General features: G+C 63.3%; 24 protein-coding genes. 5 read left to right on the top strand and 19 right to left on the bottom strand.

What is annotated here, in order from left to right; genetic code table 11:
• Positions 1 to 8: 8 nt before the first annotated feature.
• From ACSQ3G_RS15300 to ACSQ3G_RS15365, 14 genes are all read right to left on the bottom strand, one after another.
• Positions 9 to 758 (bottom strand): ABC transporter ATP-binding protein, encoded by a 750-nt coding sequence (locus ACSQ3G_RS15300; protein ID WP_038589931.1) that lies wholly within the window; start codon positions 756 to 758, stop codon positions 9 to 11.
• Positions 755 to 1,600, bottom strand: coding sequence for an ABC transporter ATP-binding protein (locus ACSQ3G_RS15305; RefSeq protein ID WP_046634447.1), 846 nt, complete (start codon positions 1,598 to 1,600; stop codon positions 755 to 757). Before ACSQ3G_RS15305 ends, ACSQ3G_RS15300 begins: the two co-directional genes overlap by 4 nt.
• Entirely contained in the window at positions 1,597 to 2,541 is a 945-nt protein-coding gene (locus tag ACSQ3G_RS15310; RefSeq protein WP_436110630.1) for an ABC transporter permease, read from the bottom strand. Before ACSQ3G_RS15310 ends, ACSQ3G_RS15305 begins: the two co-directional genes overlap by 4 nt.
• A complete protein-coding gene (locus ACSQ3G_RS15315; RefSeq protein ID WP_408962438.1) occupies positions 2,538 to 3,542 on the bottom strand; it encodes an ABC transporter permease in 1,005 nt (334 codons plus the stop codon). The genes ACSQ3G_RS15310 and ACSQ3G_RS15315 overlap by 4 nt, the downstream gene beginning before the upstream one ends.
• Before the next feature lie 80 nt (positions 3,543 to 3,622).
• On the bottom strand, positions 3,623 to 5,266 hold the full coding sequence (locus tag ACSQ3G_RS15320; RefSeq protein ID WP_105439570.1) for an ABC transporter substrate-binding protein: 1,644 nt from the start codon (positions 5,264 to 5,266) through the stop codon (positions 3,623 to 3,625).
• Positions 5,267 to 5,312: 46 nt separating this feature from the next.
• On the bottom strand, positions 5,313 to 6,362 hold the full coding sequence (locus tag ACSQ3G_RS15325) for a dipeptidase (RefSeq protein WP_436110631.1): 1,050 nt from the start codon (positions 6,360 to 6,362) through the stop codon (positions 5,313 to 5,315).
• A gap of 92 nt (positions 6,363 to 6,454) precedes the next feature.
• Entirely contained in the window at positions 6,455 to 7,132 is a 678-nt protein-coding gene (locus ACSQ3G_RS15330) for a phosphoribosyltransferase (protein ID WP_436110632.1), read from the bottom strand.
• A gap of 9 nt (positions 7,133 to 7,141) precedes the next feature.
• Positions 7,142 to 8,929: an adenine deaminase gene (locus ACSQ3G_RS15335; RefSeq protein ID WP_436110633.1), complete on the bottom strand. Its 1,788-nt coding sequence runs from the start codon at positions 8,927 to 8,929 to the stop codon at positions 7,142 to 7,144.
• Positions 8,926 to 9,867, bottom strand: coding sequence for a nucleoside hydrolase (locus tag ACSQ3G_RS15340; RefSeq protein ID WP_436110634.1), 942 nt, complete (start codon positions 9,865 to 9,867; stop codon positions 8,926 to 8,928). The genes ACSQ3G_RS15335 and ACSQ3G_RS15340 overlap by 4 nt, the downstream gene beginning before the upstream one ends.
• 11 nt (positions 9,868 to 9,878) lie before the next feature.
• Positions 9,879 to 10,916, bottom strand: coding sequence for an ABC transporter ATP-binding protein (locus ACSQ3G_RS15345; protein WP_436110635.1), 1,038 nt, complete (start codon positions 10,914 to 10,916; stop codon positions 9,879 to 9,881).
• A complete protein-coding gene (locus ACSQ3G_RS15350; RefSeq protein WP_046608344.1) occupies positions 10,909 to 11,691 on the bottom strand; it encodes an ABC transporter permease in 783 nt (260 codons plus the stop codon). Before ACSQ3G_RS15350 ends, ACSQ3G_RS15345 begins: the two co-directional genes overlap by 8 nt.
• Positions 11,688 to 12,530, bottom strand: a complete 843-nt coding sequence (locus ACSQ3G_RS15355) for an ABC transporter permease (protein WP_436110636.1) — start codon at positions 12,528 to 12,530, stop codon at positions 11,688 to 11,690. The genes ACSQ3G_RS15350 and ACSQ3G_RS15355 overlap by 4 nt, the downstream gene beginning before the upstream one ends.
• Positions 12,531 to 12,630: 100 nt before the next feature.
• A complete protein-coding gene (locus ACSQ3G_RS15360; protein ID WP_436110637.1) occupies positions 12,631 to 13,665 on the bottom strand; it encodes an ABC transporter substrate-binding protein in 1,035 nt (344 codons plus the stop codon).
• Positions 13,662 to 14,759 carry a LacI family DNA-binding transcriptional regulator gene (locus tag ACSQ3G_RS15365; protein ID WP_436110638.1) on the bottom strand — a complete coding sequence of 366 codons (1,098 nt, stop codon included), beginning with the start codon at positions 14,757 to 14,759 and terminating at the stop codon, positions 13,662 to 13,664. Before ACSQ3G_RS15365 ends, ACSQ3G_RS15360 begins: the two co-directional genes overlap by 4 nt.
• A 152-nt stretch (positions 14,760 to 14,911) precedes the next feature.
• On the opposite strand from ACSQ3G_RS15365, the gene ACSQ3G_RS15370 reads away from it, so the two are divergent.
• Positions 14,912 to 16,339: an amidase gene (locus ACSQ3G_RS15370; RefSeq protein ID WP_436110639.1), complete on the top strand. Its 1,428-nt coding sequence runs from the start codon at positions 14,912 to 14,914 to the stop codon at positions 16,337 to 16,339.
• Positions 16,340 to 16,472: 133 nt separating this feature from the next.
• Here the strand turns inward: ACSQ3G_RS15370 and ACSQ3G_RS15375 are convergent, their stop codons facing one another.
• A complete protein-coding gene (locus ACSQ3G_RS15375) occupies positions 16,473 to 17,390 on the bottom strand; it encodes a LysR family transcriptional regulator (RefSeq protein WP_436110640.1) in 918 nt (305 codons plus the stop codon).
• A 114-nt stretch (positions 17,391 to 17,504) separates the two neighbouring features.
• Here ACSQ3G_RS15375 and ACSQ3G_RS15380 point away from each other — a divergent pair, with 114 nt between their 5' ends.
• Complete coding sequence (locus tag ACSQ3G_RS15380; protein WP_436110641.1) at positions 17,505 to 18,680, top strand: acyl-CoA dehydrogenase; 1,176 nt, start codon at positions 17,505 to 17,507, stop codon at positions 18,678 to 18,680.
• A 96-nt stretch (positions 18,681 to 18,776) separates the two neighbouring features.
• Here the strand turns inward: ACSQ3G_RS15380 and ACSQ3G_RS15385 are convergent, their stop codons facing one another.
• Together ACSQ3G_RS15385 and ACSQ3G_RS15390 are read right to left on the bottom strand one after the other, a co-directional pair.
• Positions 18,777 to 19,271, bottom strand: a complete 495-nt coding sequence (locus ACSQ3G_RS15385) for an SRPBCC family protein (protein ID WP_436110642.1) — start codon at positions 19,269 to 19,271, stop codon at positions 18,777 to 18,779.
• A gap of 12 nt (positions 19,272 to 19,283) precedes the next feature.
• Complete coding sequence (locus ACSQ3G_RS15390; protein WP_046634416.1) at positions 19,284 to 19,757, bottom strand: VOC family protein; 474 nt, start codon at positions 19,755 to 19,757, stop codon at positions 19,284 to 19,286.
• Positions 19,758 to 19,976: 219 nt separating this feature from the next.
• Here ACSQ3G_RS15390 and ACSQ3G_RS15395 point away from each other — a divergent pair, with 219 nt between their 5' ends.
• From ACSQ3G_RS15395 to ACSQ3G_RS15405, 3 genes are all read left to right on the top strand, one after another.
• Positions 19,977 to 20,558: a cupin domain-containing protein gene (locus tag ACSQ3G_RS15395; RefSeq protein WP_105439581.1), complete on the top strand. Its 582-nt coding sequence runs from the start codon at positions 19,977 to 19,979 to the stop codon at positions 20,556 to 20,558.
• Positions 20,559 to 20,672: 114 nt separating this feature from the next.
• Positions 20,673 to 22,109 carry an NAD-dependent succinate-semialdehyde dehydrogenase gene (locus tag ACSQ3G_RS15400; RefSeq protein WP_038589985.1) on the top strand — a complete coding sequence of 479 codons (1,437 nt, stop codon included), beginning with the start codon at positions 20,673 to 20,675 and terminating at the stop codon, positions 22,107 to 22,109.
• A gap of 134 nt (positions 22,110 to 22,243) precedes the next feature.
• Positions 22,244 to 23,344 (top strand): DNA alkylation repair protein, encoded by a 1,101-nt coding sequence (locus ACSQ3G_RS15405; protein WP_436110643.1) that lies wholly within the window; start codon positions 22,244 to 22,246, stop codon positions 23,342 to 23,344.
• A 245-nt stretch (positions 23,345 to 23,589) separates the two neighbouring features.
• Here ACSQ3G_RS15405 and ACSQ3G_RS15410 read toward each other — a convergent pair whose 3' ends face one another.
• Positions 23,590 to 24,612 carry a sulfate/molybdate ABC transporter ATP-binding protein gene (locus ACSQ3G_RS15410; RefSeq protein WP_436110644.1) on the bottom strand — a complete coding sequence of 341 codons (1,023 nt, stop codon included), beginning with the start codon at positions 24,610 to 24,612 and terminating at the stop codon, positions 23,590 to 23,592.
• Positions 24,609 to 25,496, bottom strand: coding sequence for a sulfate ABC transporter permease subunit CysW (gene cysW, locus ACSQ3G_RS15415; protein WP_436110645.1), 888 nt, complete (start codon positions 25,494 to 25,496; stop codon positions 24,609 to 24,611). Before cysW ends, ACSQ3G_RS15410 begins: the two co-directional genes overlap by 4 nt.

Here is a 25,496-nt window from a genome sequence, read left to right on the forward strand (position 1 = left end):
GACGCTCGTCAGCCGCGGCGAAAACCCTCGCTGGCGACGAGCAGCTGGCGGGTATAATCGGCGGAAAACTCGCGGTTTTCCAGCGCTTTCCGCGGCACCGTCTCGACCACCTTGCCGTTTTTCATCACGGCCAGCCGCTCGCACATATGGCTGATGACGCCGAGATCGTGGCTGACCATCACGAACGTGAGGTTGCGGTCGCGGCGCGCCTGTTCGAGCAGATTGAGGATTTCAGCCTGGATCGAGGCATCCAGCGCCGAGGTCGGCTCGTCGAGCAGCAGGATCTTCGGCTCCAGGATCAGCGCCCGGGCAATCGCGATACGCTGCCGCTGGCCGCCCGAAAGCTGGTGCGAATAACGGAAGCGGAAGCCCGACCCGAGACCCACCTCGTCGAGCGCCCGGTTGATGCGCGTCTCGATATCGGTGAAACCGTGGATGACGAGCGGTTCCAGCAGCAAGCGATCGACCGTCTGGCGCGGATGCAGCGAGCCATAGGGGTCCTGGAACACCATCTGGACGGTGCGGTAGAACTCCTTGTCGCGCTTGCGGCCGGAATAGGGGCGACCGTTGACGCTGAGCGTGCCCTGGTCGAAGGAGGCAAGGCCCGAGACGGCGCGCAAAAGCGTCGATTTGCCGGAGCCGGATTCGCCGACGATGCCGAAGGATTCGCCCGTGCCGATATCGAAATTCACATGATCGAGTGCTGCAAACTCGTCGTATGTGACAACCATATCGCGGATGGAGAGAGCCGATGTCATAACGCCCACTCCGGCTTGCGGTCGAGCACGGGCAGCGGATGCCGGTCGGAACCAATGGTCGGCAGGCAGTTCAAGAGCCCGCGCGTATAGGGATGCTGCGCATCGGCGAGATTGGCAGCCGGCAGTTCCTCGACGATCCGGCCCGCATACATGACGATGACGCGGTCGCAGAAGGAAGAGACGAGCCTGAGATCGTGGGAGATGAAGATCAGGCCCATGCCTCGGTCGGCCACAAGCTTGTCGAGGATATCCAGCACTTCGAGCTGCACAGTGACGTCGAGCGCCGATGTCGGCTCGTCGGCGATCAGCAGTTCCGGGCCGCAGATCAGCATCATGGCAATCATCGCCCGCTGCCCCATGCCCCCGGAAACCTCGTGCGGATAGAGCGAAAAGACCCGTTCCGGATCGTTGATCTGCACCGCCTCCAGCATCGCGAGCGCCCGCGCCTTGGCCGCCGAGGTCGAAATCTTCTCGTGGGTCTTCAGCGTCTCGACGATCTGCCGGCCGATCGTCATCACCGGGTTCAGCGAATATTTCGGGTCCTGCAGGATCATCGCAACCTTCTTGCCGCGCAGGTCGCGCCGCTCGCGGGCCGGCATGGTGAGCAGATCCCGGTCGCCGAAAGCCAGCTTCCGTGCGCTGATCTTGGCGTGGCCGGGGGTCAGGCCCATGATCGCGCGCCCGGTCTGCGACTTGCCGGAGCCGGATTCGCCGACGATGCCGAGCCGTTCGCGGCCGAGCGCGAAGGACACGCCGCGCACCGCCTGCACGTCGCCGGTGCGGGTCGGGAAGGTGACGCGCAGATCCTCCACCGTCAGAAGCGGCTTGACCGGCACCGTCATTGGCCTGCCTCCTTCGGATCGAGCGCATCGCGCAGGCCGTCGCCGAGCAGGTTGAAGCCGAGGCTGACGATCAGGATCGCAAAACCCGGCATGGCGGCGACCCACCATTGATCGAGGATGAAGCGGCGGCCCGAGGCGATCATCGCGCCCCATTCGGGAAGCGGCGGCTGGGCGCCGAGCCCGAGGAAGCCGAGGCCGGCCGCGGTGAGGATGATGCCTGCCATGTCGAGCGTGACGCGCACGATCAGCGACGAGAGGCAGAGCGGCATGACGTGGCGCAGCACGATGCGGAACGGCGAAGCGCCCATCAGCTTCACCGCCGAAATGAATTCCGAATTGCGGAAGGTCATCGTCTCGGCCCTCGCGATACGGGCATAGGGCGGCCAGGAGGTGACGGCGATGGCGAGGATCGCGTTCTCGATGCCGGGACCGAGGGCCGCGACCAGCGCCAGCGCCAGCACGAGTTTCGGGAAGGCGAGGAAAATGTCGGTGATCCGCATCAGCACCGCATCGACCCAGCCGCCGGCATAACCGGAGACCGTGCCGACGATCAGTCCGATCGGTGCGGCGATGATCGCCACCAGCACCACCACCAGCAGCGTCAGCCGCGAACCGTAGAGCAGCCGCGAGAGGATATCGCGGCCCTGGTCGTCGGTGCCGAGCAGGTAGCCCGGCGAGCCGAGCGGCAGGAGGCGGGAATTGCGCAGGTCGCCCTGCACCGGGTTATGCGGCGCCAGAACGTCGGCGAACGCAGCTACCAGAAGCAGCAGCACGATGATGGCGAGGCCCAGGAGGGCAAGCCGGTTTTCGGCAAACCGGCGCCAGATCACATAGGCGCGACCAAGTTGGGCCTGGCGGCGCGAGGCGGGCCGGTCGGACAGCAGCCATTCGCGGCTATAGGGCTTTGGGGTCTCGTCCAGGGCAATTGAGGGCCGGCTCATCGGTTTCGTGTCCTGGGATCAAGCGTCCGATACAGAAGATCGGAGAAGAGATTGATGCTGACGAAAACGACGCCGATGGCGATCGTTCCGCCGAGCACGGCATTCATATCGGCGTTCTGCAGCGAATTGGTGATATAGAGGCCGAGCCCGGGCCAGGAGAAGATGGTTTCCGTCAGCACCGAACCCTCGAGCAGACCCGCATAGGACAGCGCGATGACCGTCACCAGCGGCACTGCGGCATTGCGCAATGCGTGGAACCAGATGATCCGCGTCTCCGACAGCCCTTTGGCCCGCCCGGCTACCACATATTCCTGCGCCAGTTCATTCAGCATGAAGGAACGGGTCATGCGGCTGATATAGGCGAGCGAGAAATAGCCGAGCAGCGATCCCGGCAGGATGATGTGGCGGAACAGGTCCCAGGCCACGTCCCACTGGCCCTGCCAGATGGCGTCCAGAAGATAAAAGCCGGTAATCGGCGTGAACGTGTATTCGTAGACGATGTCGATGCGGCCCGGATAGGCAACCCAGTTGAGGCGCGCATAAAAGAGCACCAGCGACAGAAGGCCCAGCCAGAAGATCGGCACGGAATAACCGATCAGGCCGATCACGCGAACGATCTGGTCGGCGATGCTGCCCCGCTTGACCGCCGCCAGAACCCCGAGCGGCACGCCGATGAGCGCTCCGATGAGCGTGCCAATCGTGGCAAGCTCGATCGTCGCCGGGAACACCCGGGCAATATCGGCCATCACAGGATTGGTCGTCAGCACGGAGGTACCGAAATCACCCGTCACGGCCTGCTTGAGATAGATCCAGAACTGCTGGTAGAGCGGCAGGTTGAGGCCCAGCTCTTCGCGCACCCTCTCGACGACATGCGCCGGCGCCCGATCGCCCACGATAGCGAGCGCCGGATCGATCGGCACGACGCGGCCGATAAAGAAGGTGACGGCAAGCAGGCCGAGGAATGTGGTGGCCGCGGTCACGATGAACCGCAGCACTGCCATTGTGGAAGACGATGCACGGCGCCGTCTGCGCCGTGTCGCTGCTGTCGTATCGATCAAGGTCAAGGAAGCGGCCTTTCAGGCTATTCCTTCGACACCGTATAGACGAAGTTCGTATCGAAGCTCGGGCCAAGCTTGAAGTTCTTGAGCTTGGGCGAATAACCGGCCACTTCCGTCTGCTGGAAGATGAGGACGAACGGGCTCTGCGCCAGCACCTTCCGCTGCAGGTCTTCGTAGATGGCGGCGCGCTTGCCGGCATCCTTTTCGAGCAACGCACCCTTGGCGGCGTCCGAGAGTTCCTTCGGAACCTCCCAGGCATTGCGCCAAGCAAGCGTCTTGGTCTTGCCCCCGTCCGAATTGTCGGGGTTGATCGTGAAGGTCTCGGCGTTCGAGTTGGGATCGAAATAATCCGAGCCCCACTGGCCGATATAGATGTCATGCGTGCGGGCACGGAACTTGGTCAGCGTCTGCTTACCATCGCCAGGGATGATCTCGAGCTTGATGCCGGCTTGCGCCAGCGTCTGCTGCACGCTTTCGGCAATGCCGGTCACCGGCTGCGTATTGCGCACATCCATGCTCACTGTGAAGCCGTCCTTGAAGCCTGCCTTTGCCAGCAACTCCTTGGCCTTGGCCACGTCCAGCTTGTAGGGATTTTCGTTGAGCGCGCCGAGCTGGCCCTTGGGAAGGAACGTCTGGTGGACCTCGCCGATGCCCTTGATCAGCGTCGCGCCGATCGCCTCGTAGTCGACAAGATACTTGAAGGCTTCAACCACTTCCGGCTTGGCGAGGTTCTTGTTCTTCTGGTTGAGGCTGAAGTAATAGACGGTGCCCTTGGGTGCCGACGTGAGCCGGATGCCGTTCTTCTTCTGAACCGCATCGAGATCGCCCGGCTCCAGGTTGCGGGCAACGTCGATATCGCCGTTTTCAAGCGCCAGACGCTGGCCCGAGCTTTCCTTCATGTGACGGTAGATAACCCGCTTCAGCTTCGGCTTTTCGCCGTAGTAGTTGGGGTTGGCCTCCATGATGACGGCTTCGTTTGCGCGCCAGGCCATCGTCTTGTAAGGACCGGAGCCGGCATAGCCGGTCTTCATCCATTCATTGCCGAAATCCGTGTCGTATTTGTAGTCGGCATTCGGCGTTACCTTCTTGGCATGTTCCGTCACGACCTTCTTGTCGACGACGGAAGCGACCGTGGCGGTCAGCACGTTCAGCACAAAGCTCGGGGCATAGGGCTTGTCCACCGTGAATACGAAGGTCGTATCGTCGGTGGCCTTCGCCTTTTCTGTGACATTGTCGCCCGTCAGGCCGAACTGCGTGAGCAGGAAGGCTGGCGACTTGTCGAGCTTGACCGCGCGCTCGAAGGAATAGGCAACATCGGCGGCAGTGATCGGGTTGCCGGACGCGAATTTCAGGCCGGATTTTAGCTTGAACGTGTAGGTGAGGCCGTCGCCGGAGGTCGTCCAGCTGTCGGCCAGGTCGCCTATCACCTTGGATGTATCGGCCGGGTCCAGCATGACGAGCTTGCTGTAGCAATTGGCGGTGATCTCGGCAGTCGACAACTCGAACGCTTCGCCCGGGTCGATCGTGATGATGTCGTCGATCGCAAAGCCTTCGACGAGCGTATCGGCCGGCGTCGCGGCAAAGGCCTGCGGTGCCGCCGACAGAAGCAGCCCGAGTGCGGCGCTGGTGGACAGCACTCGAAGGCTCTTGTTGAGCGAATGGATCATGGTCTGCGTACCCCTGTTTTTGTTCGTTGGACCTTTGGAAAGAAGCCTATTCGTGCCAGGCCTTCCCCAAAACTCTGAGCCAGTTTTCCCGGCATAGCTTTTTCAGCTCTGCGTCAGCGTAGCCCGCTCCCTTGAGCGCCGCAACCAGATTTTGATTGCCCGCAGCATCATGTATTTCTTCGGGAATCGAGGCGCCGTCGAAGTCCGATCCGAGCGCCACGTGGTCGATGCCCATGCGTTGCACCATGTGGTCGATATGACGCACCATGTCCGAAAGCGGCGTGGCGACATTGTCGCGCCCGTCGGGGCGCAGCATGGTCACCGCATAGTTGAGACCGACGAGACCGTCGCTCTCCTTGACCGCGTCGAGCTGGCGGTCGGTGAGGTTGCGGGCGACCGGCGTCAGCGCATGCGCGTTCGAATGGCTGGCGATCAGCGGCTGGTTGGAGGTCCTGGCGACATCCCAGAACCCCTTCTCGGTGATGTGGGCGAGATCGATCAGGATGCCGAGCGTGTTGCAGGCCTTCACCAGCTCGAAGCCATGGTCGGTGAGGCCCGGTCCGGTATCCGGCGACATCGGATAGGCGAAAGGCACGCCATGGCCGAAGATGTTGTGGCGGCTCCAGACGGGCCCAAGCGAACGCAGGCCGGCGGCGTGGAAGACTTCGAGGTTGTCGAGATCCGCATCGATCGCCTCGCAGCCTTCCATGTGCATGACGGCGGCGAAACGGCCGTCGTCCATCGCCTTGCGGATGTCGGCGGTCGAACGGCAGAGCTGCCAGGCGCCAGCGCGGTCGAGGCGGAGCGCAATCGACGCCATTTCGAGCGCGGTCGTCAGCGACGGAAGATGATCGAGCGGGACGGATAACGGCGTGACGTAATGGCCGTTCTGATCGGGTTCCTTCAGAACCAGTTCGCCGGACGGGATATAGATGGCGCAGAGCCCGCCAGCGAGACCGCCGGCCTTGGCGCGCGGCCCGTCGATATGGCCGCCTGGCGTGCCCTTGGCAAATTCCGCAACCGGATCGCCGCCCGCCTTCATGTTCCGCCAGAGCCGCAGGAGCACGTCGTTATGGCCGTCGAACACCAGTTCCATGAAGTTTATTCCCGATTGTCTTGTGAAAGTTCCAAGGTGAGCAATGCGGCGATCCTAGCCCGCCGCTCCTCTTTCGCAAGCCGGAAAACGCGTCAGGCCATCCAGCTCGCCTCGCCCGCCTTCTTCAGCATCGGGGTCCTGAAAACGCCTGTCACACGTGGCCGCCACTCGATACCGAACGCATCGAGCTTGTCGTGCCAGCGCTCCGATTGCAGCATGGCCGCACCGATGACCACCGGCTCGATGCCGAGCGAGGCCATCAGCGTCAGCCCGGAGACGATCGAGGTGCCGCTGGAAATCACGTCGTCGATCAGCGCCACGCGCCTGCCCTTTATCAGCGGCAGCATCCGGGGATCGGCATAGAGGCGCTTCTGCTGTTCGGGTGTAGTGATCGAGGAGAGCGGTACCGACAGGTTCTCGTCGTACCAGAATTTTCGTGAGGTCCCGAGCGGCACATAACGCAGGTGGCCGAGCGCGCGGGCGACGGCAGCGGCAAGCGTCAGGCCCAAAGTCGGCAGGCCGACGATGACTTCCGGGCGAAAGGCCGCGATCTTCGGCGCAAGATCAGCGGCAAGCGCGTCCTGCACATCGAAACTCGCCTGGTTGATGATCAAAGAGGCAAGCGCGTGCTCCCCGTCTGCAAGCGGCCGGATCGGCAGCCTGATCTGGCTGCCGTCATCGAGCGTCGCCGGGAAGAAGCCGGAAAACGGCCCCGCCCGATCGAACGACCCTGCCGGATGGACGTCCTGCCAGAAATCATGCGGCTGCATTCGCTTTTCCTATTCGAAAATTTCGAGGATCGGCGATTCCAATAGCGTGCCGGTGGCAACGTCGGCAATGCCGCGATCGGTCTGGTGCGGGCCGGGATTGCAGGCAAGGGTCGCGCCGAAACAGGCCTTGAACACGAGATAGGGCGGCTGCCAATCGACGAGACCGTCCATGGCGGCGCGGATTTTCCGGAAACCTTCGGCCACTTCCGCCATCGGCGCCTCCGAGACGAGGCCGGAAAGCGGCAGCGGCAACAGGGCTTCGACCTTGCCGCCGGTTGCCACCGCCATGCCGCCGCCAGCCTCGATCACCGCATTTGCGGCAGCCGCCATGTCGGCCGGGTCGGACCCGAAGACGGTGAGGTTGTGGCTGTCATGGGCAAGCGTGGTGGCGAATGCGCCCTTCCACTTGCCCCAACCGGTCAAGAACCCAAGACGGGTGCGGCTGTCGGCCCGGCCGTGGCGGTGGGTCACGGCGACTAACGTCGTGCCCTCCGGGGGTACCACGTAACCATCGACGACATCCGCATCCGTCTGCCCCCAGTTCGTGAAGCGCGGACGGTCGATCGTCGCGAGCCTGACTTTGCGGCCCTTTGCGGGCAGTTTGAAATCTTCCGCCTGAAGCGGCTTGAGCTTGACCGAATCCTGCAGGACGCAGGGATCGGTCGCATGGAGTCCGACCGTCATGACGCCGTCACGCGCGATCAGCGTGCCGCTGGCAAAGACATGGCGGGCGCGGAAATCCGTGAGATCCTCGAAGAGGACGATATCGGCCCGGCGACCGGCGGCGATCAGGCCGAGATCGGCGCGGCCGATGCGGACGGAAGCATTGAGCGTCGCCGCCTGCAGAGCCCATTCCGGTTTCATGCCGTAACGCACCAGCCGGCGCACCACGTCGTCGAGGCCGCCGCCCTGAACGAGGTCGTCCGGAAAGACGTCGTCGGTGCAGAGCGTCACCGTCTGCGGCAGGCGGCCAAGCGCGTTGAGCGCCTCGACGAATTCCGGCAACAGGTGATCGTGGGATCCGCGCATCTCGATGGTCAGCCCCGCCCGCAGCTTGGCCATCAGGTCGGCGCCGGAGACGAGCTCGTGGTCGGAAGTAATGCCCGACGCCATGAAGGCTGCGAGATCCGGCCCGACGAGGCTGCGGGCATGGCCGCAGACCAGCTTTTCGGACACCAGCGCCGCCTGCACGATGCCACTCATGCGCGGATCGCGGTCGATGACGCCGCGCATGTTCATGACCTCGGCAAGCCCGCCGATCTTCGGCCAGAACAGCATTTCCTCGATCGTCGCCGCGTCGAAATCAGCGCCGGCCATTTCGAGGCCGGGCGCCGACGGCACGCAGGACGGTGCCAGAACGACGGCACGCAGCGGCAGCGGCTTCACCGCTTCGAGCGCCCAGGCCACACCTTCGGTCCCGTGGACATTGCCGAATTCATGCGGGTCCCAGACGACGGTCGTCACCCCGCGCGGCAGCACGGCGCCCGCATAGGTCGCCGGCGTCACCATCGAACTTTCGATATGCATATGCGTGTCGATGAGGCCGGGCGAGATGAACGTGCCCGTCGCGTTGATGATCTCCGCGGCATCCGAGCGGGAGCCGGTCTCATGGACGCTGGCGATTACCGGCCCGACGAGGCCGATATCGGCCGGGCGTAGCTCGCCCGTCACCATGTCGACCAGCGTGCCGCCCGATATCAGGATGTCGAACGGCGCATCGCCGCGTGCCGCGGTGACGGCGCGGTCACGCAAGCCCGGTTCGGTGAATTCCTGTACGCTCGAGATGATACTCTTCACCAGCTTGCCTCTGCCCGCAGTGTTTCAAGAATGATGGTTCTCGCTTTCCCGACGTCGATATCGACGCCATAGGCCGCATTGAATTCGCCCCGGCCGGTGCGCGTCTCGACCACGGTGCGGCCGCGCGTCAGCGTGCCGGACAGTTCGACATCGATGCGCGCCTCGCGCCAGGTGACATGTTCCGGAAAGGCCAAGGCGACGGCGGCGACCGCATCGTAGAGCGCCATGGCCGGACGTCCGCGGCTGGTGGCGATCGCCACGAACCCGGCGAGAAGATCGGCAACCAGTTCCGCATTGCGCCCGCCGGCAGCCCGTATCGGCGCGACGTCATCCGGCGCGCAGAGCACCTTGCGGCAGAGATCGAGATCGACCATCCGCAACGGGATCTTGTGGGCGAGCACAATCGCCAACGCTTCCGGATCGGCAAAGGCGTTGAACTCCGCGGATGCGGTATGATTGCCGGTGGTGACCCCGCCGCCCATCCAGGTGAGATCGGTGATCTTGGCTGCAAGATCCGGCCGGGCGAGCGCCGCCGCCGCGACATTGGTGAGCGGTCCAAGCGCCATGATGCGGCGTTCGCCCCCCTCTTCACCATCACCTTTGCCCTTTTCGAGCCAGGAACAGAGCGCTTCGAAGGCATCTGTATGAAATGCATCCGGCGCTTCGGGCAAGGCCCGGCCCACGGTCGGGATACCGGTCTGGCCTAATATACTTGTCGCAGTCTCTATTTTAGCCAGCACCGGTGCAGCGCGTCCGGCGTGGACTGGGAACGGCCAGACGAAAGCGGAGGCCGCGCCGGCTGCATTGCGGCGAACATGCTCGATAGGCGCGTTGCCGAAGACCAGCGAAACGCCGTCGACGCCGAGCCCCGCATGCGCTGCGACCATGATCGCAGCGATGTCGTCGAAACCCATGTCCGTGTCGATCCAGATACCCATGTCGGCGGATCCTACACGAATCGCGAGAGCGGCGCGGCCTTTTCGACCGGCAGATCGAAGGCAAGAGCATCGCCCAGCGCATGCGCCGGCTGGCTCGCCTCCACCTCGGCCTTGATCGGACCGAAGGAGCTGTCGAGCAGGTATTCCCGTGCATCGCCGGCAAAGGATGTACCGCGCACGGTGCCCTGGAAAGGACCTGTCCCCAGGGTCACCATACGCGGCCGCCAGGCAAGGCCCGCCGCTGAAGGGGCCCCGCTGGAAACGTCGCCTGAAAGGTCGATGAGACCGGCACTGGTCTTCATCTTTCCGTTTTCGAGCGGGAAAATGTTTTCGAACCCGACGAAGTCCGCAACAAAGGACGATGTCGGGCGGTTGTAGATGTCTTCCGGCGAACCGATCTGCTCTATCTTACCGCTCTTCATGACCACAATACGGTCGGCGAGCGCCAAAGCTTCGGCCTGGTCGTGGGTGACGAAGATCATCGTCACGCCGGTTTCCTTCTGGACGCGCTGCAGCTCCGTGCGCATTTCGAGCCGCAGGCGGGCGTCGAGGTTCGACAGCGGCTCGTCGAGCAGCAGCACCTTCGGTTCCATCACCATCGAACGGGCGAGCGCCACGCGCTGCTGCTGGCCGCCGGAAAGTTCGGCCGGCTTGCGGTTGGCGAAGGCCGACAGTCCGACGGATTTCAAGCCGGACTGGACCTTGGTCTCGAGTTCGGTGCCGCGCATGCCCTTGAGCTTCAGCCCGAAGGCGACGTTCTCGTAGACGGAGAGATGCGGGAAGAGCGCGTAGGACTGGAACATCAGGCCGACGGCGCGTTTGTTGGCCGGCACCCGGGTAATGTCGGCGCCGTCGAGGCGCACATGGCCGCTCTTCACCGCCAGCAGGCCGGCGATGGCCCGCATCGTCGTCGTCTTACCGCAGCCGGAGGGGCCGAGCAGCGCGATCAGCTCGCCTTTGCGGATATCGAGATCGAGGTTGGCGACCGCGACGGAATCGCCATAGGCGAGCGTCAGCTTTTCGAGCGAGAGATAGGACGCATCAGACATAGCGGGAGAACCCCAGGAAACGTTCGGCAATAAAAACGATGCCGATGGAGAGGAAGGCGAGCAGCGACGAGAGCGCTGCGACGGAAGGATCGAAGACGATTTCCATATAGGCGATCATGTCGACCGGCAGGGTGCGCACGCCTGGCCCCGAGAGGAACAGCGATACCGGCACCTGGTTGAAGCTGGTGACGAAGCCGAGGATGAAGGCCGACATGATGCCGCCACGGATGTTCGGCATCACCACCCGGAAGAAGGCGCCGAGCCGCGAGGAGCCGAGCAGCACTGCCGCTTCCTCGATGTCGGAGCGCAGGTTGTCGAGGCTGGCGGAGACGACCCGAACCGCATAGGGCAGAACCAGCGCCGTATGGGCGAGGAACAGCGCCAGCGTGATCCCGACCTGGAACGGCACGACGATGTAGCGCAGCAGCGCCAGGCCGACGATGATGCCCGGCACGATGATCGGCGCCGAGACGATGGTGCGGACGATCTCCGCCCCCGGCAGCTTGTAGCGCGATAGCGCATAGGAGGCCGGGATGCCGAGAACAAGCGCCGCCGCCGTGCCGCCGATCGCCAAAAACAGCGACATGCCGAACGAGGCGCGGAAACTTTCGACCGTGAAGACCTTGGCGATCCAGCGCAGCGAAAATCCCTGCGGCGGGAAGGCTAGTGTCTCACCCGCCGAGAAGGAGGCCGCGACGATGATCAGGAACGGCCCGATCAGGAAGGCGATCACCAGGAGGAGCGTGATCGGGATGAAGAGGCTGCGCAGCGTCATGCTTGGCTCCTCTGCTTGTTGCGCGCCGTGGCGACCCGCTTGAGAAGGATGTTGGCGGCAAAGCTCATGACGATCAGGATGAAGGCAATGACGCTCGCAGCGACGAAATTGTTGGAGACCGCAACCTGCTGGTAGAGCAGCGTTTCGAGCATCAGCACCTTGGAACCGCCGAGGATCGCGGGAGTGATATAGGCGGTCAGCGAACCGGTAAAGACCAGCGTGCCACCGATCACGAGGCCTTCCTTGGTGAGCGGCAGGATGACCTTCCAAAATACCTGGAACCAGTTGGCGCCGAGCACGCGGGCCGCCGGAATGGCATCCTTCGGCATGTTTTCCAGCGCCGAGATCAACGAGATGATCATCAGCGGCAGGAAAAGCTGCAGCAGGCCGATGAAAATAGCTGTCTCGGAGAACAGGATGCGTAGCGGCGCCTCCGTGATGCCGAGGGCCTGGAAAGCCTGGTTGACGATGCCGGTGCGGCCGAGGATGACGATCCAGGCATAGGTGCGGGCGACAGGCGAGATCATCAGCGGCAGCACCACGAGGCCAGTGACCTTGCCCTTGGCGCCGGGTTCCAGGCTGACGATCGCGAACGCCGCCGCATAACCGATCACGGCCGAGGCGATGGTAACGAGGGCGCCGAGCCTCAGCGTGCGCAGGAAGACCGTCTGGTTCAGCGAATTGGAGAAGAAGTCCGTATAGGCGGAAATCGTCCAACCGCCTACGGGGCTGCGAAATCCATCCGACAGCAGGATCACGACAGGCACGAGAAACACCGCCGCCGCGAAGATCGCGGCCGGCAGCGCAAGTGCCAGCGCTTCAGCCCTGTTCTGGAACATGGTGGTTCGATCCTGTTCAATGAGTCGGGATGCGGACAGGCATTGGCGCGCTGCCCGCATCCCTCAGCCTTGGGAGGCTATTCCGTGGTTGCGTTGACCCTTACTGGCCGACCTTCTCGTTCCAGGTCTTGATCCAGCCGGCACGGTTGTCGAGTGCGACGGCGGACGGGATCAGCTTCAGGCTCTTTGCCGTTTCCTCGCCATAGGTGAGGTTGTTGGCGAGCGCTTCGGAAAGCTTGACGTCCTTGTTGGACGGGCTGTCGATCAGCTTTTCGGCAAGCTTGGTCTGGACTTCGGTCGAGAGCCAGAAATCCATGAACTGCAGCGCGAGGTCGCGGTTCTTGGAACCCTTGGTGACGGTCATGACGTTCATGCCGCCCGTCTGGCCTTCCTTCGGCATGGCCCAGGCGATCGGGAAGCCGAGCTTGGTGAAGGGAGCCCAGGTGAAGCGGCCGATCGGCGCTGCCCAGATTTCTTCCTGCTGCATCAGCTGCACCAGCTGCGACGACTTTTCGTAGAAGGTGACGATCTCGCCCTTCTTGGCGCCAACCGCTGCGATCGGGGCTGCGAGGTCCGGGGTGTCCTTGGCAAGCGCCAGGCCGAGCATATAGAGCGCCGGCGGGCCCTGGTTGGTGGTGACGTTCGGCCATGCGACATGGCTTGCATATTCCGGTTTCAGCAGATCGGCCCAGCTATCGATCTTCATCTTGTCGGAACGATAGGCGATCGAGGTGGCATAGAACGTGTACCCGACGCTCATGCCGTCGCCGTTCGGATCCTTGGCAATGTCATAGAGCTTGCCGAAATTCGAAATCTTCGAGGTGTCGACCTTGTCGATCAGGCCGGCGCGCGAGGCAGCGAGCGCATCCGCCATCGAGATGACGGCCATGTCGATGACGGGATTGGCCTTGTTGGCCTCCATCTTGGCGAGGCGCTCGACGCTGTTGCCGGTCTCGACGACCAGCTTGCAGCCGCAGATCTTCTGGAAGGGATCGTAGACGATCTGCTTGTATTCGTCCTGGGCCAGCGCATAGACGGAAATCGTCAGCGTCTTTTCCTGGGCAAGCGCCGGGGTCTGCGCGGCACCCATGGCGAGCATCAGGGCGGCGCCCGACGCAAGAATGACCTTGTTCATGATGTGATTTCTCCTGCTGTCGGCTTGTTGAGGGTTGGGGCATGCAAATTCGGTGTGCGGCCGGCATGCGGGGCGGCCGTCGACTGGCGCACGATGAGCTGCATCGGGACGCGGTCCGTCTCGGAGATAACGTTGCCGGTCGAAACCTCCTCGGCTCCGTTCTCGGCCTCCCCCTCGGGCTCGATCGCGCGGATGAGCGCGGCAATCGCCAGATCGGCGATCGTCGCCATGTCCATGCGTACCGTGGTGAGCGCCGGCGTGACCACCGCCGACCAGATGAGATCGTCGAAACCGGTGACGCTGACCGTTTCCGGCACGCCGATGCCGGCGCGCTGCAGTTCCGTCAGCGCCCGAAGCGCCGAAAGATCGGAGACAGCCGCAAAGGCCGTGAAACCAGCCGCCGCCTTGTCCGCAAGGCCGAGCGGGCAGCCTTCGCCCGAAGCCGCCTCGACTTTCTCGATCCACATCGTATCGCATTCGACCAGCGCGCCGAGGCCGGCCTTCAGCCCGCCGATGCGGTCGTTCTGCACGTTCGAGGAGGCGCTGGTGCCGATCAGCAGCACCTTGCGATGGCCAAGCTCCGCAAGATGGCGGCCCATCTGGCTGCCGCCCTCCCAATGGTCGGCCGAAACGGTATTGCCGGGCGTGGAAGGCGTATCGATGACGGCAACCGGGCAGCCGACATCGGCGATCCGCGTGCCGCGCCGGGGCACGATGACCATGCCGTCGACCCCGCGTTCCAGAAGCCGGCCGATCGCCTCGGTCTGCGCCGCGATATCGCCGCGGGAGTCGGCGATGAGCACGCCGTAGCCGGCATTCGAGGCGGCGTTCTCGATCGCCTGGGCGATCTGCGGGAAAAGCGGGTTGGCGATATCCGGGAGGACAAGCCCGAGTACGCCGGTGCGGCCGGTGCGCAACGCCCGGGCGGTCAGGCTCGGCACATAACCGAGCTCGCTTGCCTTGGCCCGCACCTTCTCGATAAGCTCCGGCGACACGCGCCCCTTGCCGGACAGCGCATTCGACACGGTCGCCGCTGACACGCCGAGGGCGGCAGCGATGGCGCTCATGTTCGGTCCGGGACGGGGTGAAGCCATATCATGCTCTGATTAAACGTTTAAGCATGAATACTTTGATCAACGGCTTTTGTCGAGTCGTTTGTAAATGCCAGCCCGGATATCCCCACATGTGGCCTTGACTTCCTAGCCCCGACCTGTGGAAATCCTCGGGTATTCATGAGGAAGCAGTGATGCAGGACGACGAGATAACCGGCCTTTCCGCGACAGCACTTTCGGAAGCGATCCATGATGGCCGGACCTCCTGCGCCGGAGTGATGACGGCCTATCTCGCACGCATCGACAGGCTCAATCCCGCGATCAACGCGATTGTCAGCCTGCGCAGCCGGGAAGAGCTTCTGGCCGAGGCCAGGGAACGCGACACAGAGCTTGCCTCAGGCAAATCGCGCGGCTGGATGCATGGCATGCCGATTGCCATCAAGGATCTCTGCGAAGTGAAGGGCATCCGCTGCACCTATGGCTCGCCGATCTTTGCCGATTTCGTGCCTGAGAAGGACGAGGTGATGGTCGAGCGCATTCGCGCGGCCGGCGCGATCATCATCGGCAAGACCAACACGCCGGAACAGGGGCTCGGCTCGCAAAGCTACAATCCGGTGCACGGTATCACCAGGAACCCCTACGACCTGACCAAGACGGTCGGCGGCTCAAGCGGCGGCGCGGCGGCGGCCCTTTCGGCCCATCTCCTGCCGGTCGCGGATGGCGGCGACATGATGGGCTCGCTGCGCAACCCCGCAGCTTTCAACAACGTCGTCGGTTTCCGCCCGAGTTTCGGCCGCGTCCCCTCCTCCCTGAAGCTCGAGAACTTCATGGGCCAGCTCTCCGTCCTGGGACCGATGGGCCGCACGGTGCGCGATGTCGCCGCCCTGCTTTCGACCCAGGCCGGTTACGATCCGCGCGATCCGCTATCCCTGCCGACCGAGGACCTGACGCCGCAGGAAGGACGCGACTTTTCAGGCGCCCGCATCGCCTGGCTCGGCGATCTCGGCGGTTACCTGCCTTTCGAACCCGGCGTGCTGGAACTCTGCCGCGCGACGCTTCCGGTCTTCGAACGGATCGGCTGCGCGGTGGACGAGTTCGTTCCGGACTTCGACATGGACGACCTCTGGCGCTCCTGGACGACGCTGCGCAGCTGGCTCGCCGCGAGCGGCATGCGCGACAACTACGACGATCCGGAAAAGCGCGCCAAGATGAAGCCCGAGATCATCTGGGAAATCGAGCGCGGGCTCGACATGACGGCGCGCGAGGTGCATTTCGCCTCGAAACGCCGCAGTGCCTGGTATCAATACCTGCTGACCGTGTTCGGCCAGTACGATTATCTGATCCTGCCGTCCGCCCAGGTCTTCCCCTTCGATGCGGAAACCCATTGGCCGAAGGCGATCGGCGGCCGGACGATGGACACCTATCACCGCTGGATGGAAGTGGTGGTCCCGGCCTCGATGGCCGGCCTGCCGGTCGCCGCCATGCCCGCCGGCTTTGGCGCAAACGGCCTGCCCACCGGCATCCAGATCATCGGCCGCCCGCGCGCCGACAAGGCGGTGCTGGAGATTGCGCTTGGCTATGAGGCCGCGACCGATTGGTTGGACATGCGGCCGAGGCTGTAGGCGAGACGGGTGCGGCGTGTTTAACCCTCCCCCTTGTGGGGAGGGTGGCCGGCAGGCGGGAGGGGTTTTTACATCGGGTGAAGTCCCCTCCCCAACCCCTCCCCACAAGGGGGAGGGGCTCCTCGCACCTGCTCTACCACCCCACAACTTCTTCCCGATACCGGCCGATCTCCTCGATCAACCACGCCCGAAAAGCCACCACCGGCCGGAAATCCACCTTGCTGAGCGGCGCCACCGCATAATAGGCGCTGGGGCTCGTCACCTGATGCGGGTACGCTTCCACAAGCTGGCCGCTCGCCAGTTCCGAATCGATCAGGAAGAGCGGCATCAGCGCAACGCCGAGGCCCGCGATACAGGCCTGGGCGACGTTGCCGAACTGTTCGAAACGCATTCCCTGCGAAGGCGTGCCGCCGATGCCAAGGCTTTCGAACCAGTGGTTCCAGGCGCCCGGCCGCGAAGCCATGTGCAGCAGCGGCAGGCGCATCAGGTCCTCGGCCTTCTTGATCGGGTGCGAGGCAAGGAATGCCGGCGATGAGACCGGCGCCACCATTTCCTCCATCAGGAAGGTGCACTCCGCCCCCGGCCAGTCCGGCTGCCCTATGTGGATCGCCATGTCGATGCCGTCGCGATCGAAATCGAAGACCCCGATACGGGTGGCGAAATTGAGGGTGATTTCCGGATGCCGGGCGACGAATTGCGGGATGCGTGGCATCAGCCAGCGGGTACCGAAAGTCGGCAGGATCGCGAGGTTCAACTGGTCACTATGCCGTTTGGTCATGACCTGCAGCGAGGCCGAGCGGATCTGTGACAGCGCGTTGGCGACCGCCTTGGCATAATCGGCACCGGCCGAAGTGAGGCTGACGCCGCGGCTGGTACGGTCGAAAAGCTGGATGCCCAACTGCTCCTCCAGGCCGGAAACCTGCCGGCTGATCGCCCCTTGCGTCAGCGACAGCTCTTCCGCCGCGCCTGAGAAACTGCCGAGCCGGGCGACGGAATCGAAGGCCGCGAGCGCGGAGGTGGAGGGGAGCAGTTTTCGCGAGAGGCTGACCATGGCGTATTACTATAGATCATGGCTTGATGAGTAAACGGTGCTTGCTCTTCGCCTGCCGCTGGCGATAATTCTTCAAACTTCAAATTGCCCGATTTCAAACCGGAGGCGCGACCCATGGCTTTTTCCTGGAACGATCCCTTTCTTCTTGAAGACCAGCTGACCGAAGAGGAGCGGATGATCCGTGACGCGGCGGCCGCCTTCGCCAAGGCCGAACTCCTGCCGCGCGTCCAGGAAGCCTATCTCGACGAGACGACCGACAAGGGCCTGTTCAAGCTGATGGGCCAGACCGGCCTGCTCGGCGTGACGCTGCCGGAAGAATACGGCGCCGCAAACGCTTCCTACGTCGCCTACGGCCTCGTCGCCCGCGAGATCGAACGTATCGACAGCGGCTACCGCTCGATGATGAGCGTGCAGTCCTCGCTGGTCATCTATCCGATCTTCGCCTACGGCTCCGACGAGCAGAAAAAGAAGTATCTGCCCGGCCTCGTTTCCGGCGAACTGATCGGCTGTTTCGGACTGACCGAGCCGGATGCCGGTTCCGATCCGGGCGGCATGAAGACCCGCGCCGAAAAGATCGAAGGCGGTTATCGCCTGCGTGGCTCGAAGATGTGGATTTCCAACGCGCCGATCGCCGACGTCTTCGTCGTCTGGGCGAAGTCGGAAGCCCACAACAACGAGATCCGCGGCTTCGTGCTCGAAAAGGGCATGAAGGGCCTTTCCGCCCCGAAGATCGGCGGAAAACTGTCGTTGCGCGCCTCGATCACCGGCGAGATCGTCATGGACAGCGTCGAGGTCGGCGAGGATGCGATCCTGCCGAACGTTTCGGGTCTCAAGGGCCCCTTCGGCTGCCTCAACCGCGCCCGCTACGGCATTTCCTGGGGCGTCATGGGGGCTGCCGAAGACTGCTGGTTCCGCGCCCGCCAGTACGGTCTTGACCGCAAGCAGTTCGGCAAGCCGCTCGCCGGCATGCAGCTCTACCAGAAGAAGCTCGCCGACATGCAGACGGAAATCACCCTCGGCCTCCAGGCTTCGCTCCGCGTCGGCCAGCTGATGGACCAGCACAAGATGGCCCCGGAAATGATCTCGATCGTCAAGCGCAACAATTGCGGCAAGGCGCTGGATATCGCAAGGCAAGCCCGCGACATGCACGGCGGCAACGGCATCCAGATCGAGTACCACGTCATGCGCCATTCGCAGAACCTGGAGACGGTCAACACCTACGAAGGCACCCACGACGTCCACGCCCTGATCCTCGGCCGCGCGCAGACGGGCATTCAGGCGTTTTTCTAAGAGAGCGTTTCGCCTTTTCGACAAACCGGCCCGGCCGCTTTCCAGCGCGCCGGGCCTTCTTATTTCCGCGTTTCGGCCAAACCAGCGATCGTGGGTTTAGGCCCTCGTGCCCAGGGTGACGAGAAGTTCATCCAGCTGCCCGAACTGTTCGGGCATCGCACCTTCCATGCCGGCGCAGGATTCGTCGGCCGCTTCCCTGGAAGGATAGAGCTCATGCAGGACCAGCAGCGTCCTGCCGCCTTCCTCCTCCTCGAAGCTGACCGTGGTGACGGAGCCGTTTTCGCTTTCGTCATTGGTCCAGACGAGGCGCGAGGGCGGCGATACTTCGAGATATTTTCCGAAGAAGGTCATGGAGCTTGCGGCGTCATGTCCGAACGTGACGCTATAACCCCTTCCGGCACGGGCATCCATCTCGCAGGCGAGAAGCGGGACCCCGCTGGATTTGGGCGCCCACCACAGCTTGAACAATTCGGGCTTGGTCCATGCATCGAACACGAGGCGAACCGGGGCGTCGAAGCTGCGCGTCACGACGAGTTCCCGCTCGGACCGCCGTTCGACCGCCGTGCGGCCATTGCTCACGTCTTTGTCCATTGGTTGTCTCCCCTAGCCCCGCCGGGCAGCTTCGATTGCCGCGACGTCGATCTTCTTCATGGTCATCATCGCCTCGAAGGCACGTTTCGCCTCGCCGCCGCCGACAGCCAGGGCTTCAATGAGGACACGCGGCGTGATCTGCCAGGAGATACCCCATTTATCCTTGCACCAGCTGCATTCGCTTTCCTGACCGCCGTTACCGACGATGGCGTTCCAGTAGCGATCGGTCTCTTCCTGGTCCTCGGTCGAAATCTGGAAGGAAAACGCTTCGTTGTGCTTGAAGGTCGGGCCGCCGTTCAGGCCGATGCATGCCACTCCGGCAACGGTGAATTCCACCACCAGCACGTCCCCCTGCTTGCCGTCCGGATAATCGCCGGGCGCGCGCATTACGGCGCCAACCGCGCTATCCGGAAAAGTCTCGGCATAGAAGCGGGCAGCCTCCTCGGCGTCCTTGTCGAACCATAAGCAGATCGTGTTCTTCGCCATTGCATTTCTCCCTTTTCAATCCTGGTTGCGCGGTCGTCGATGGCGACCATATCTTAAAGACGCACGGGCTTTCGCTAATCCGACATCCCGCCGAAAAAATTTGCATCCACTCACCAACCGCGCCGTTTTTCGTCATTGGAGAAATTCCCGCCTTCGGTGTATCAGTGAAACGCTGCCGTGATCGGCGGCGAGGAAATGAAACAAAGGTCGTTTTGAAGAATGCACGCCATGGAGAATTCGGCGGAAGGAGCCGGTGGCGGCTTCAATGTCGGCGAGCGTCTTTGTCTGGTGCGCAAGCAGCACGGCCTGTCGCAGCGGGCGCTGGCGGTCAAGGCGGGCGTCACCCATTCCCTGGTCTCGCTGATCGAGAAGAACAAGGTGAGCCCTTCGGTCGCCTCGCTGAAGAAGATCCTCGAAGCAATCAACTATCCGCTGACCGACTTCTTTGCGCTGACGCTGCCGCCGGTCGACCAAGTGTTCTACCGCGCCGATGAACTGACGCCGCTTTCGACCGGCGCTTTGACGCTGCTGCAGGTCGGCGACGCCAAATCCCACAGCGTCCAGATTTTCCACGAGTTCTACGAGCCCGGCGCCGATACTGGCGAGACCATGCTGCAGCATGAGGCGGAAGAAGGCGGCGTGGTCGTCGCCGGCGAACTGGAACTGACCGTCGGCAGCCAGACGCGCATCCTCAAAAAGGGCGACGCCTTCCTCTTCGACAGCCGTCAGCCGCACCGATATCGTAATGTCGGAACCGAGCGCTGCGAGGTGGTAAGTGCCTGCACGCCACCCTATCTCTAAGAAGAGCAACGTTGATTGTTGCTGTCAATTATTTTAGGTCAGAACCCGATATTCCCGGATCCTCTCCCAACGCCTTAAAACGGCGTATCCAGCCTTGAAATGAAAGTGGACACCATGCACAGCTATCCCGACGTCAAGCTTTTCATCAACGGCGAATGGCGCGATGCCATCGGCGGCGAAACCATCGATGTTTCCGATCCCGCGACGGAAGAAGTGATCGGGAAAATAGCCCATGCCCGCAAGGCGGACCTGGACCTGGCGCTGGAAGCCGCCGAAAAGGGTTTCAAGATCTGGCGCGACACCTCGCCCTTCGACCGTTCGAAGCTGATGCGCAAGGCTGCCGACCTGCTGCGCCAGCGCGTCGACCAGATCGCCTATTACATGACCCGCGAACAGGGCAAGCCGCTCGCCCAATCGAAGATGGAAGTCATGGGCGCAGCCGACACGATCGACTGGTTCGCAGAAGAAGCCCGCCGCACCTATGGCCAGATCATCCCGGCCCGCATGAGCGGCGTCTCGCAGATGGCGATCAAGCTGCCGGTCGGCCCTGTCGCCGCCTTCACGCCCTGGAACTTCCCGCTCAACCAGGTGGTCCGCAAGCTCTCCGCAGCCCTTGCGACTGGTTGCTCGATCATCGTCAAGGCGCCTGAAGAAACGCCCGCCTCGCCGGCCGAACTGATCCGCGCCTTCATCGATGCCGGCGTACCCGCCGGCGTCGTCAACCTCGTCTACGGCATTCCGGCCGAGATTTCCGAATACCTGATCCCGCATCCGGTCATCCGCAAGATTTCGTTCACCGGCTCCACCCCGATCGGCAAACATCTGGCCGCCCTTGCCGGCAAGCACATGAAGCGCGCCACCATGGAACTCGGCGGTCATGCGCCGGTGATGATCTTCGACGATGCCGATCTCGAAAAGGCGATCGAAGTCACCGCCATGTCGAAATTCCGCAATGCCGGCCAGGTCTGCGTTGCCCCGACCCGCTTCCTCGTGCAGGACGGTATCGCCGACAAGTTCACCGCCGGTTTCGTCAAGGCGGCACAGGCGATCAAGGTCGGCAACGGCCTGGAAGACGGCGTGACCATGGGTCCGCTCGCCAACGAGCGCCGCATCCCGGCCATGGAGGCTTTGATTCAGGACGCCATCACCCATGGCGGCGAGTTGAAGACCGGCGGCCACCGCATCGGCAACAAGGGCCACTTCTTCGAGCCGACGGTGCTCTCCGAAGTGCCGACCTCGGCGAAGATCATGAACGACGAGCCCTTCGGCCCGATCGCGATCATCAACCGCTTCTCGCACTACGACGATGCGATCGCGGAAGCCAACCGCCTGCCCTTCGGCCTCGCCTCCTACGCCTTCACCGGCTCGGTCAAGACCGCCCATGCGCTCAGCCGCCAGGTGGAAGCCGGCATGCTGACCATCAACCACAACGGCCTTGCCCTGCCGGAAGTCCCGTTCGGCGGCATCAAGGACTCTGGCTACGGCACGGAAGGCGGCTCGGAAGCCACCGAAGCCTATCTCGAAACCCGCTTCGTCAGCCAGATGAGCTGATCTGAAGATTTTTCGAACTGAGCTCTCGACGCCGGTCGGTGCCCCTGCACCGGCCGGCGTTTTCGTTTGCGCTTGCCCGCGTCATTCGAGTCAAATACCAAGAAAAACAAACAGTGAACATCGGATGAAGCGCCATGGCCGAGACTGAAGCAGCACCGCTCCTGAAGGAAATCTTCAACCGCGATCGCCTCCGGCATTTTGCGGCAGAGACCAAGGCCATCCATCCCGGCTTCGATGGCGAACGCTTTCTGACGCTCACTTCCGCCGGTCTTGACGATCTGAGCATCATGCAGCGCCTGCGTCAGATCGCCATCGCCTACCACGTGGTCCTGCCGGGCGGGTTCGAAAACAATATCGACATCCTGCGGGCACTGGCACCCCGCATCAACCACGGCTTTGCCTCCATCGTGCTGCCGGAATATGTGGCGCTCCATGGCCATGACCATTTCGACCTGTCGATGGATGCGCTCGCCTTCTTCACCCGCTTCGGCTCGTCGGAATTCGCCATCCGGCATTTTCTCCTGAAGGACCTCGTCCGGACGCTGAAAGTGATGGAGCGCTGGTCGCGGGACGACAACGAGCACGTGCGCCGGCTTTCGAGCGAAGGCTGCCGTCCGCGCCTGCCCTGGTCGTTCCAGCTGAAGGAACTGATTGCCGACCCCTCGCCTGTCGCGCCGATCCTCGAAAACCTGAAGAGCGATCCGAGCCTTTACGTGCGCAAATCCGTCGCCAACCACCTGAACGACATCACCAAGGACCACCCTGCCTGGGTGTTCGACAGGATCACCGACTGGCCAAAGGACGACCCGCGCACCGTTTGGATCATCAAACAGGCGCTGCGCACGCTGATCAAGAAGGGTGATGCGAAAGCGCTGCACCATCTCGGCGCCGGCGAGAAGGCGGAAGTAAAGATCGACAGTTTCGCGGTGACGCCGTCGTCGCTGAAACTCGGCGGCGCGGTGAAGATATCGGCCAGGCTGGTGTCGACCGCGTCGGCGCCGCAGAAGCTGGTCGTCGATTATGCGGTCCACTACGTGAAGAAGGCCGGCGGCACGTCGAAGAAGGTCTTCAAGTGGAAGGAGATCACGTTGGGTGCCGGCGAGAGCTGCGAACTCACGATCAGCCGCGCCATCCGCGACTTTACGACGCGCGTGCACTACGCCGGCCGGCATTCGGTGGAACTGATCGTCAATGGCGAGGTGCTGGCCGAGGATGCGTTCGAGCTTCTGGCTTGAGCCCTTTCGGCCAAGTTTGCGGGCGCCGCCCCCTCACCCCGCCTCCGCTACGCTCGGCGGACCTCTCCCCGAGGGGAGAGGATGAACGGGGGCGTCAGCGCCTTTTCCCTCTTCGGTAGAGAAGGAGCCAGAGACAGTGCCTCATAACCTCTTCTCCCCAGCGGGGAGAAGGTGGCCCGAAGGGTCGGATGAGGGGGTGGCGCAGACGCATGTCGCCAAAATCTACTGCTTGTCGAAGAAACCCATCAACCCAGCGCAAACACCTTCGCCCGCCGCAGCGTCACAAAACCGCCCTCGCCCGCCTTGACTGCTCGTTCCGGCTCGACGTCGAATTCCAGCTGTTCGCCGGTCTCGGTGGTCGCCAGCACCCGCCGCCCGTCAGGGCGGTCGAGAACGCGGGTGATGCTCGCCGGAATGCCCGGTCCCTGCGCGGACCAGTCGAGATCGGCGGGGCGGGCGTAGAGTTCCGCCTTGCCGTCCGCAATGCCGGAAACGTCGATCGCAGCACCGCTTGCATAGGCCTTGCCGTCGCGGACTTCTGCGGCGAGTACGTTGGCATCGCCGAGGAACTTCATCACGAAGGCGGATTGCGGATTGCGACACACTTCTTCCGCCGTGCCCTGCTGGATGATGTGGCCATCCTTGAGGATGACGACGCGATCGGCGAGATCCAGCGCCTCCTCCTGATCGTGGGTGACGAAGATCGTGGTGATGCCGAGTTCGCGGTGGATTTCGCGCAGCCAGCGGCGCAGGTCATGGCGCACGTTTGCGTCGAGCGCGCCGAACGGCTCGTCGAGCAGCAGCACCTTGGGATCGACCGACAGCGCCCGGGCCAGCGCCACGCGCTGCCGCTGGCCGCCGGAAATCTGCGCCGGGAACCGGTCGCCGAGACCGTCCAGGCGCACCAATCTCAGCAGCTCTACGACACGCGCATCGATCGCCGCCTTCTCGCGCTTCACTTTCGAGACCTTCATGCCGAAGGCGATGTTTTCCGCCACCGTCATGTGCGGAAACAGCGCGTAATGCTGGAAGACGAAACCAACCCCACGGTCGCGCACCGGAATGTCCGTAGCGTCCTGGTCGCCGAAATAGATGTGGCCGCCATCGGCATATTCGAGCCCGGCGACCATGCGCAGGATGGTCGTCTTGCCGGAACCGGAAGGGCCGAGCAGCGCGACGAGTTCGCCGCTTTCGATCGTGAGCGAGACATCCCGCACGGCGCGAAAGGTCTCGAAGGTTTTGACGACGTTTTCGAGGCGGATTTTCATTGGGTTTTCTCCGCGGGATTGGCGACCAGAGCCGGGCGACGGACGCGGCCGGCTCCCTGGCGCTCCAGCGCCACCTTGGCGATGATGGTGAAGACGGCGATGAGCGCCAGGATGGAGGCCGCGGCAAAGGCGCCGGCCGCCTGGTAGTCGTGATAGAGCAACTCGATATGCAGCGGCAGCGTATTGGTCTGCCCGCGGATATTGCCGGAGACGACCGAGACCGCGCCGAACTCGCCCATGACGCGGGCGTTGCAGAGCACGACGCCGTAAAGCAGCGCCCATTTGATGTTCGGCAGCGTGACCGAGAAGAAGGTCCGCCAGCCGGACGCGCCGAGCGAGGTGGCGGCTTCCTCAAGATCGCGGCCCTGCGCCTGCATCAGCGGGATCAGTTCGCGGGCGACGAAGGGGGCGGTGACGAACATCGAGGCGAGGATGATGCCGGGGATCGCAAACAGGATCTTGACCCCGTATTCGTCCAGCGTCGGACCGAAGACGCCCTGCAGGCCGTAGACGAAGAGATAGGCAACACCCGCAACGATCGGCGAGACCGAAAACGGGATCTCGATGACGACCAGCAGGAAACGCCTGCCCCAGAAGTCGAACTTGGTGATCGACCAAGCGGCTGCGACACCGAAAGCGGTGTTGACCGGCACGGCGACGATCGCCGCAAACACCGTGAGCCCGATCGCATGCAAGGTATCCGGATGAATGATCGTGTCGCGATAGACAGCCCACCCCTTCGAGAAGGCCTCTACGCCGATGACCACCAGCGGCGCGACGATCAGCAGGGCGACGATCACCAGGACGATGCCGATCAGCATCCGGCGGAACAGCGGCTGGTCGCCGACGCGCGGCGGCTTTCTGCCGGTACGGGTCGCGCCCAT

The sequence above is a fragment of the Neorhizobium tomejilense genome (genome assembly GCF_964254135.1).
Classification (GTDB): Bacteria; Pseudomonadota; Alphaproteobacteria; order Rhizobiales; family Rhizobiaceae; genus Neorhizobium; species Neorhizobium tomejilense.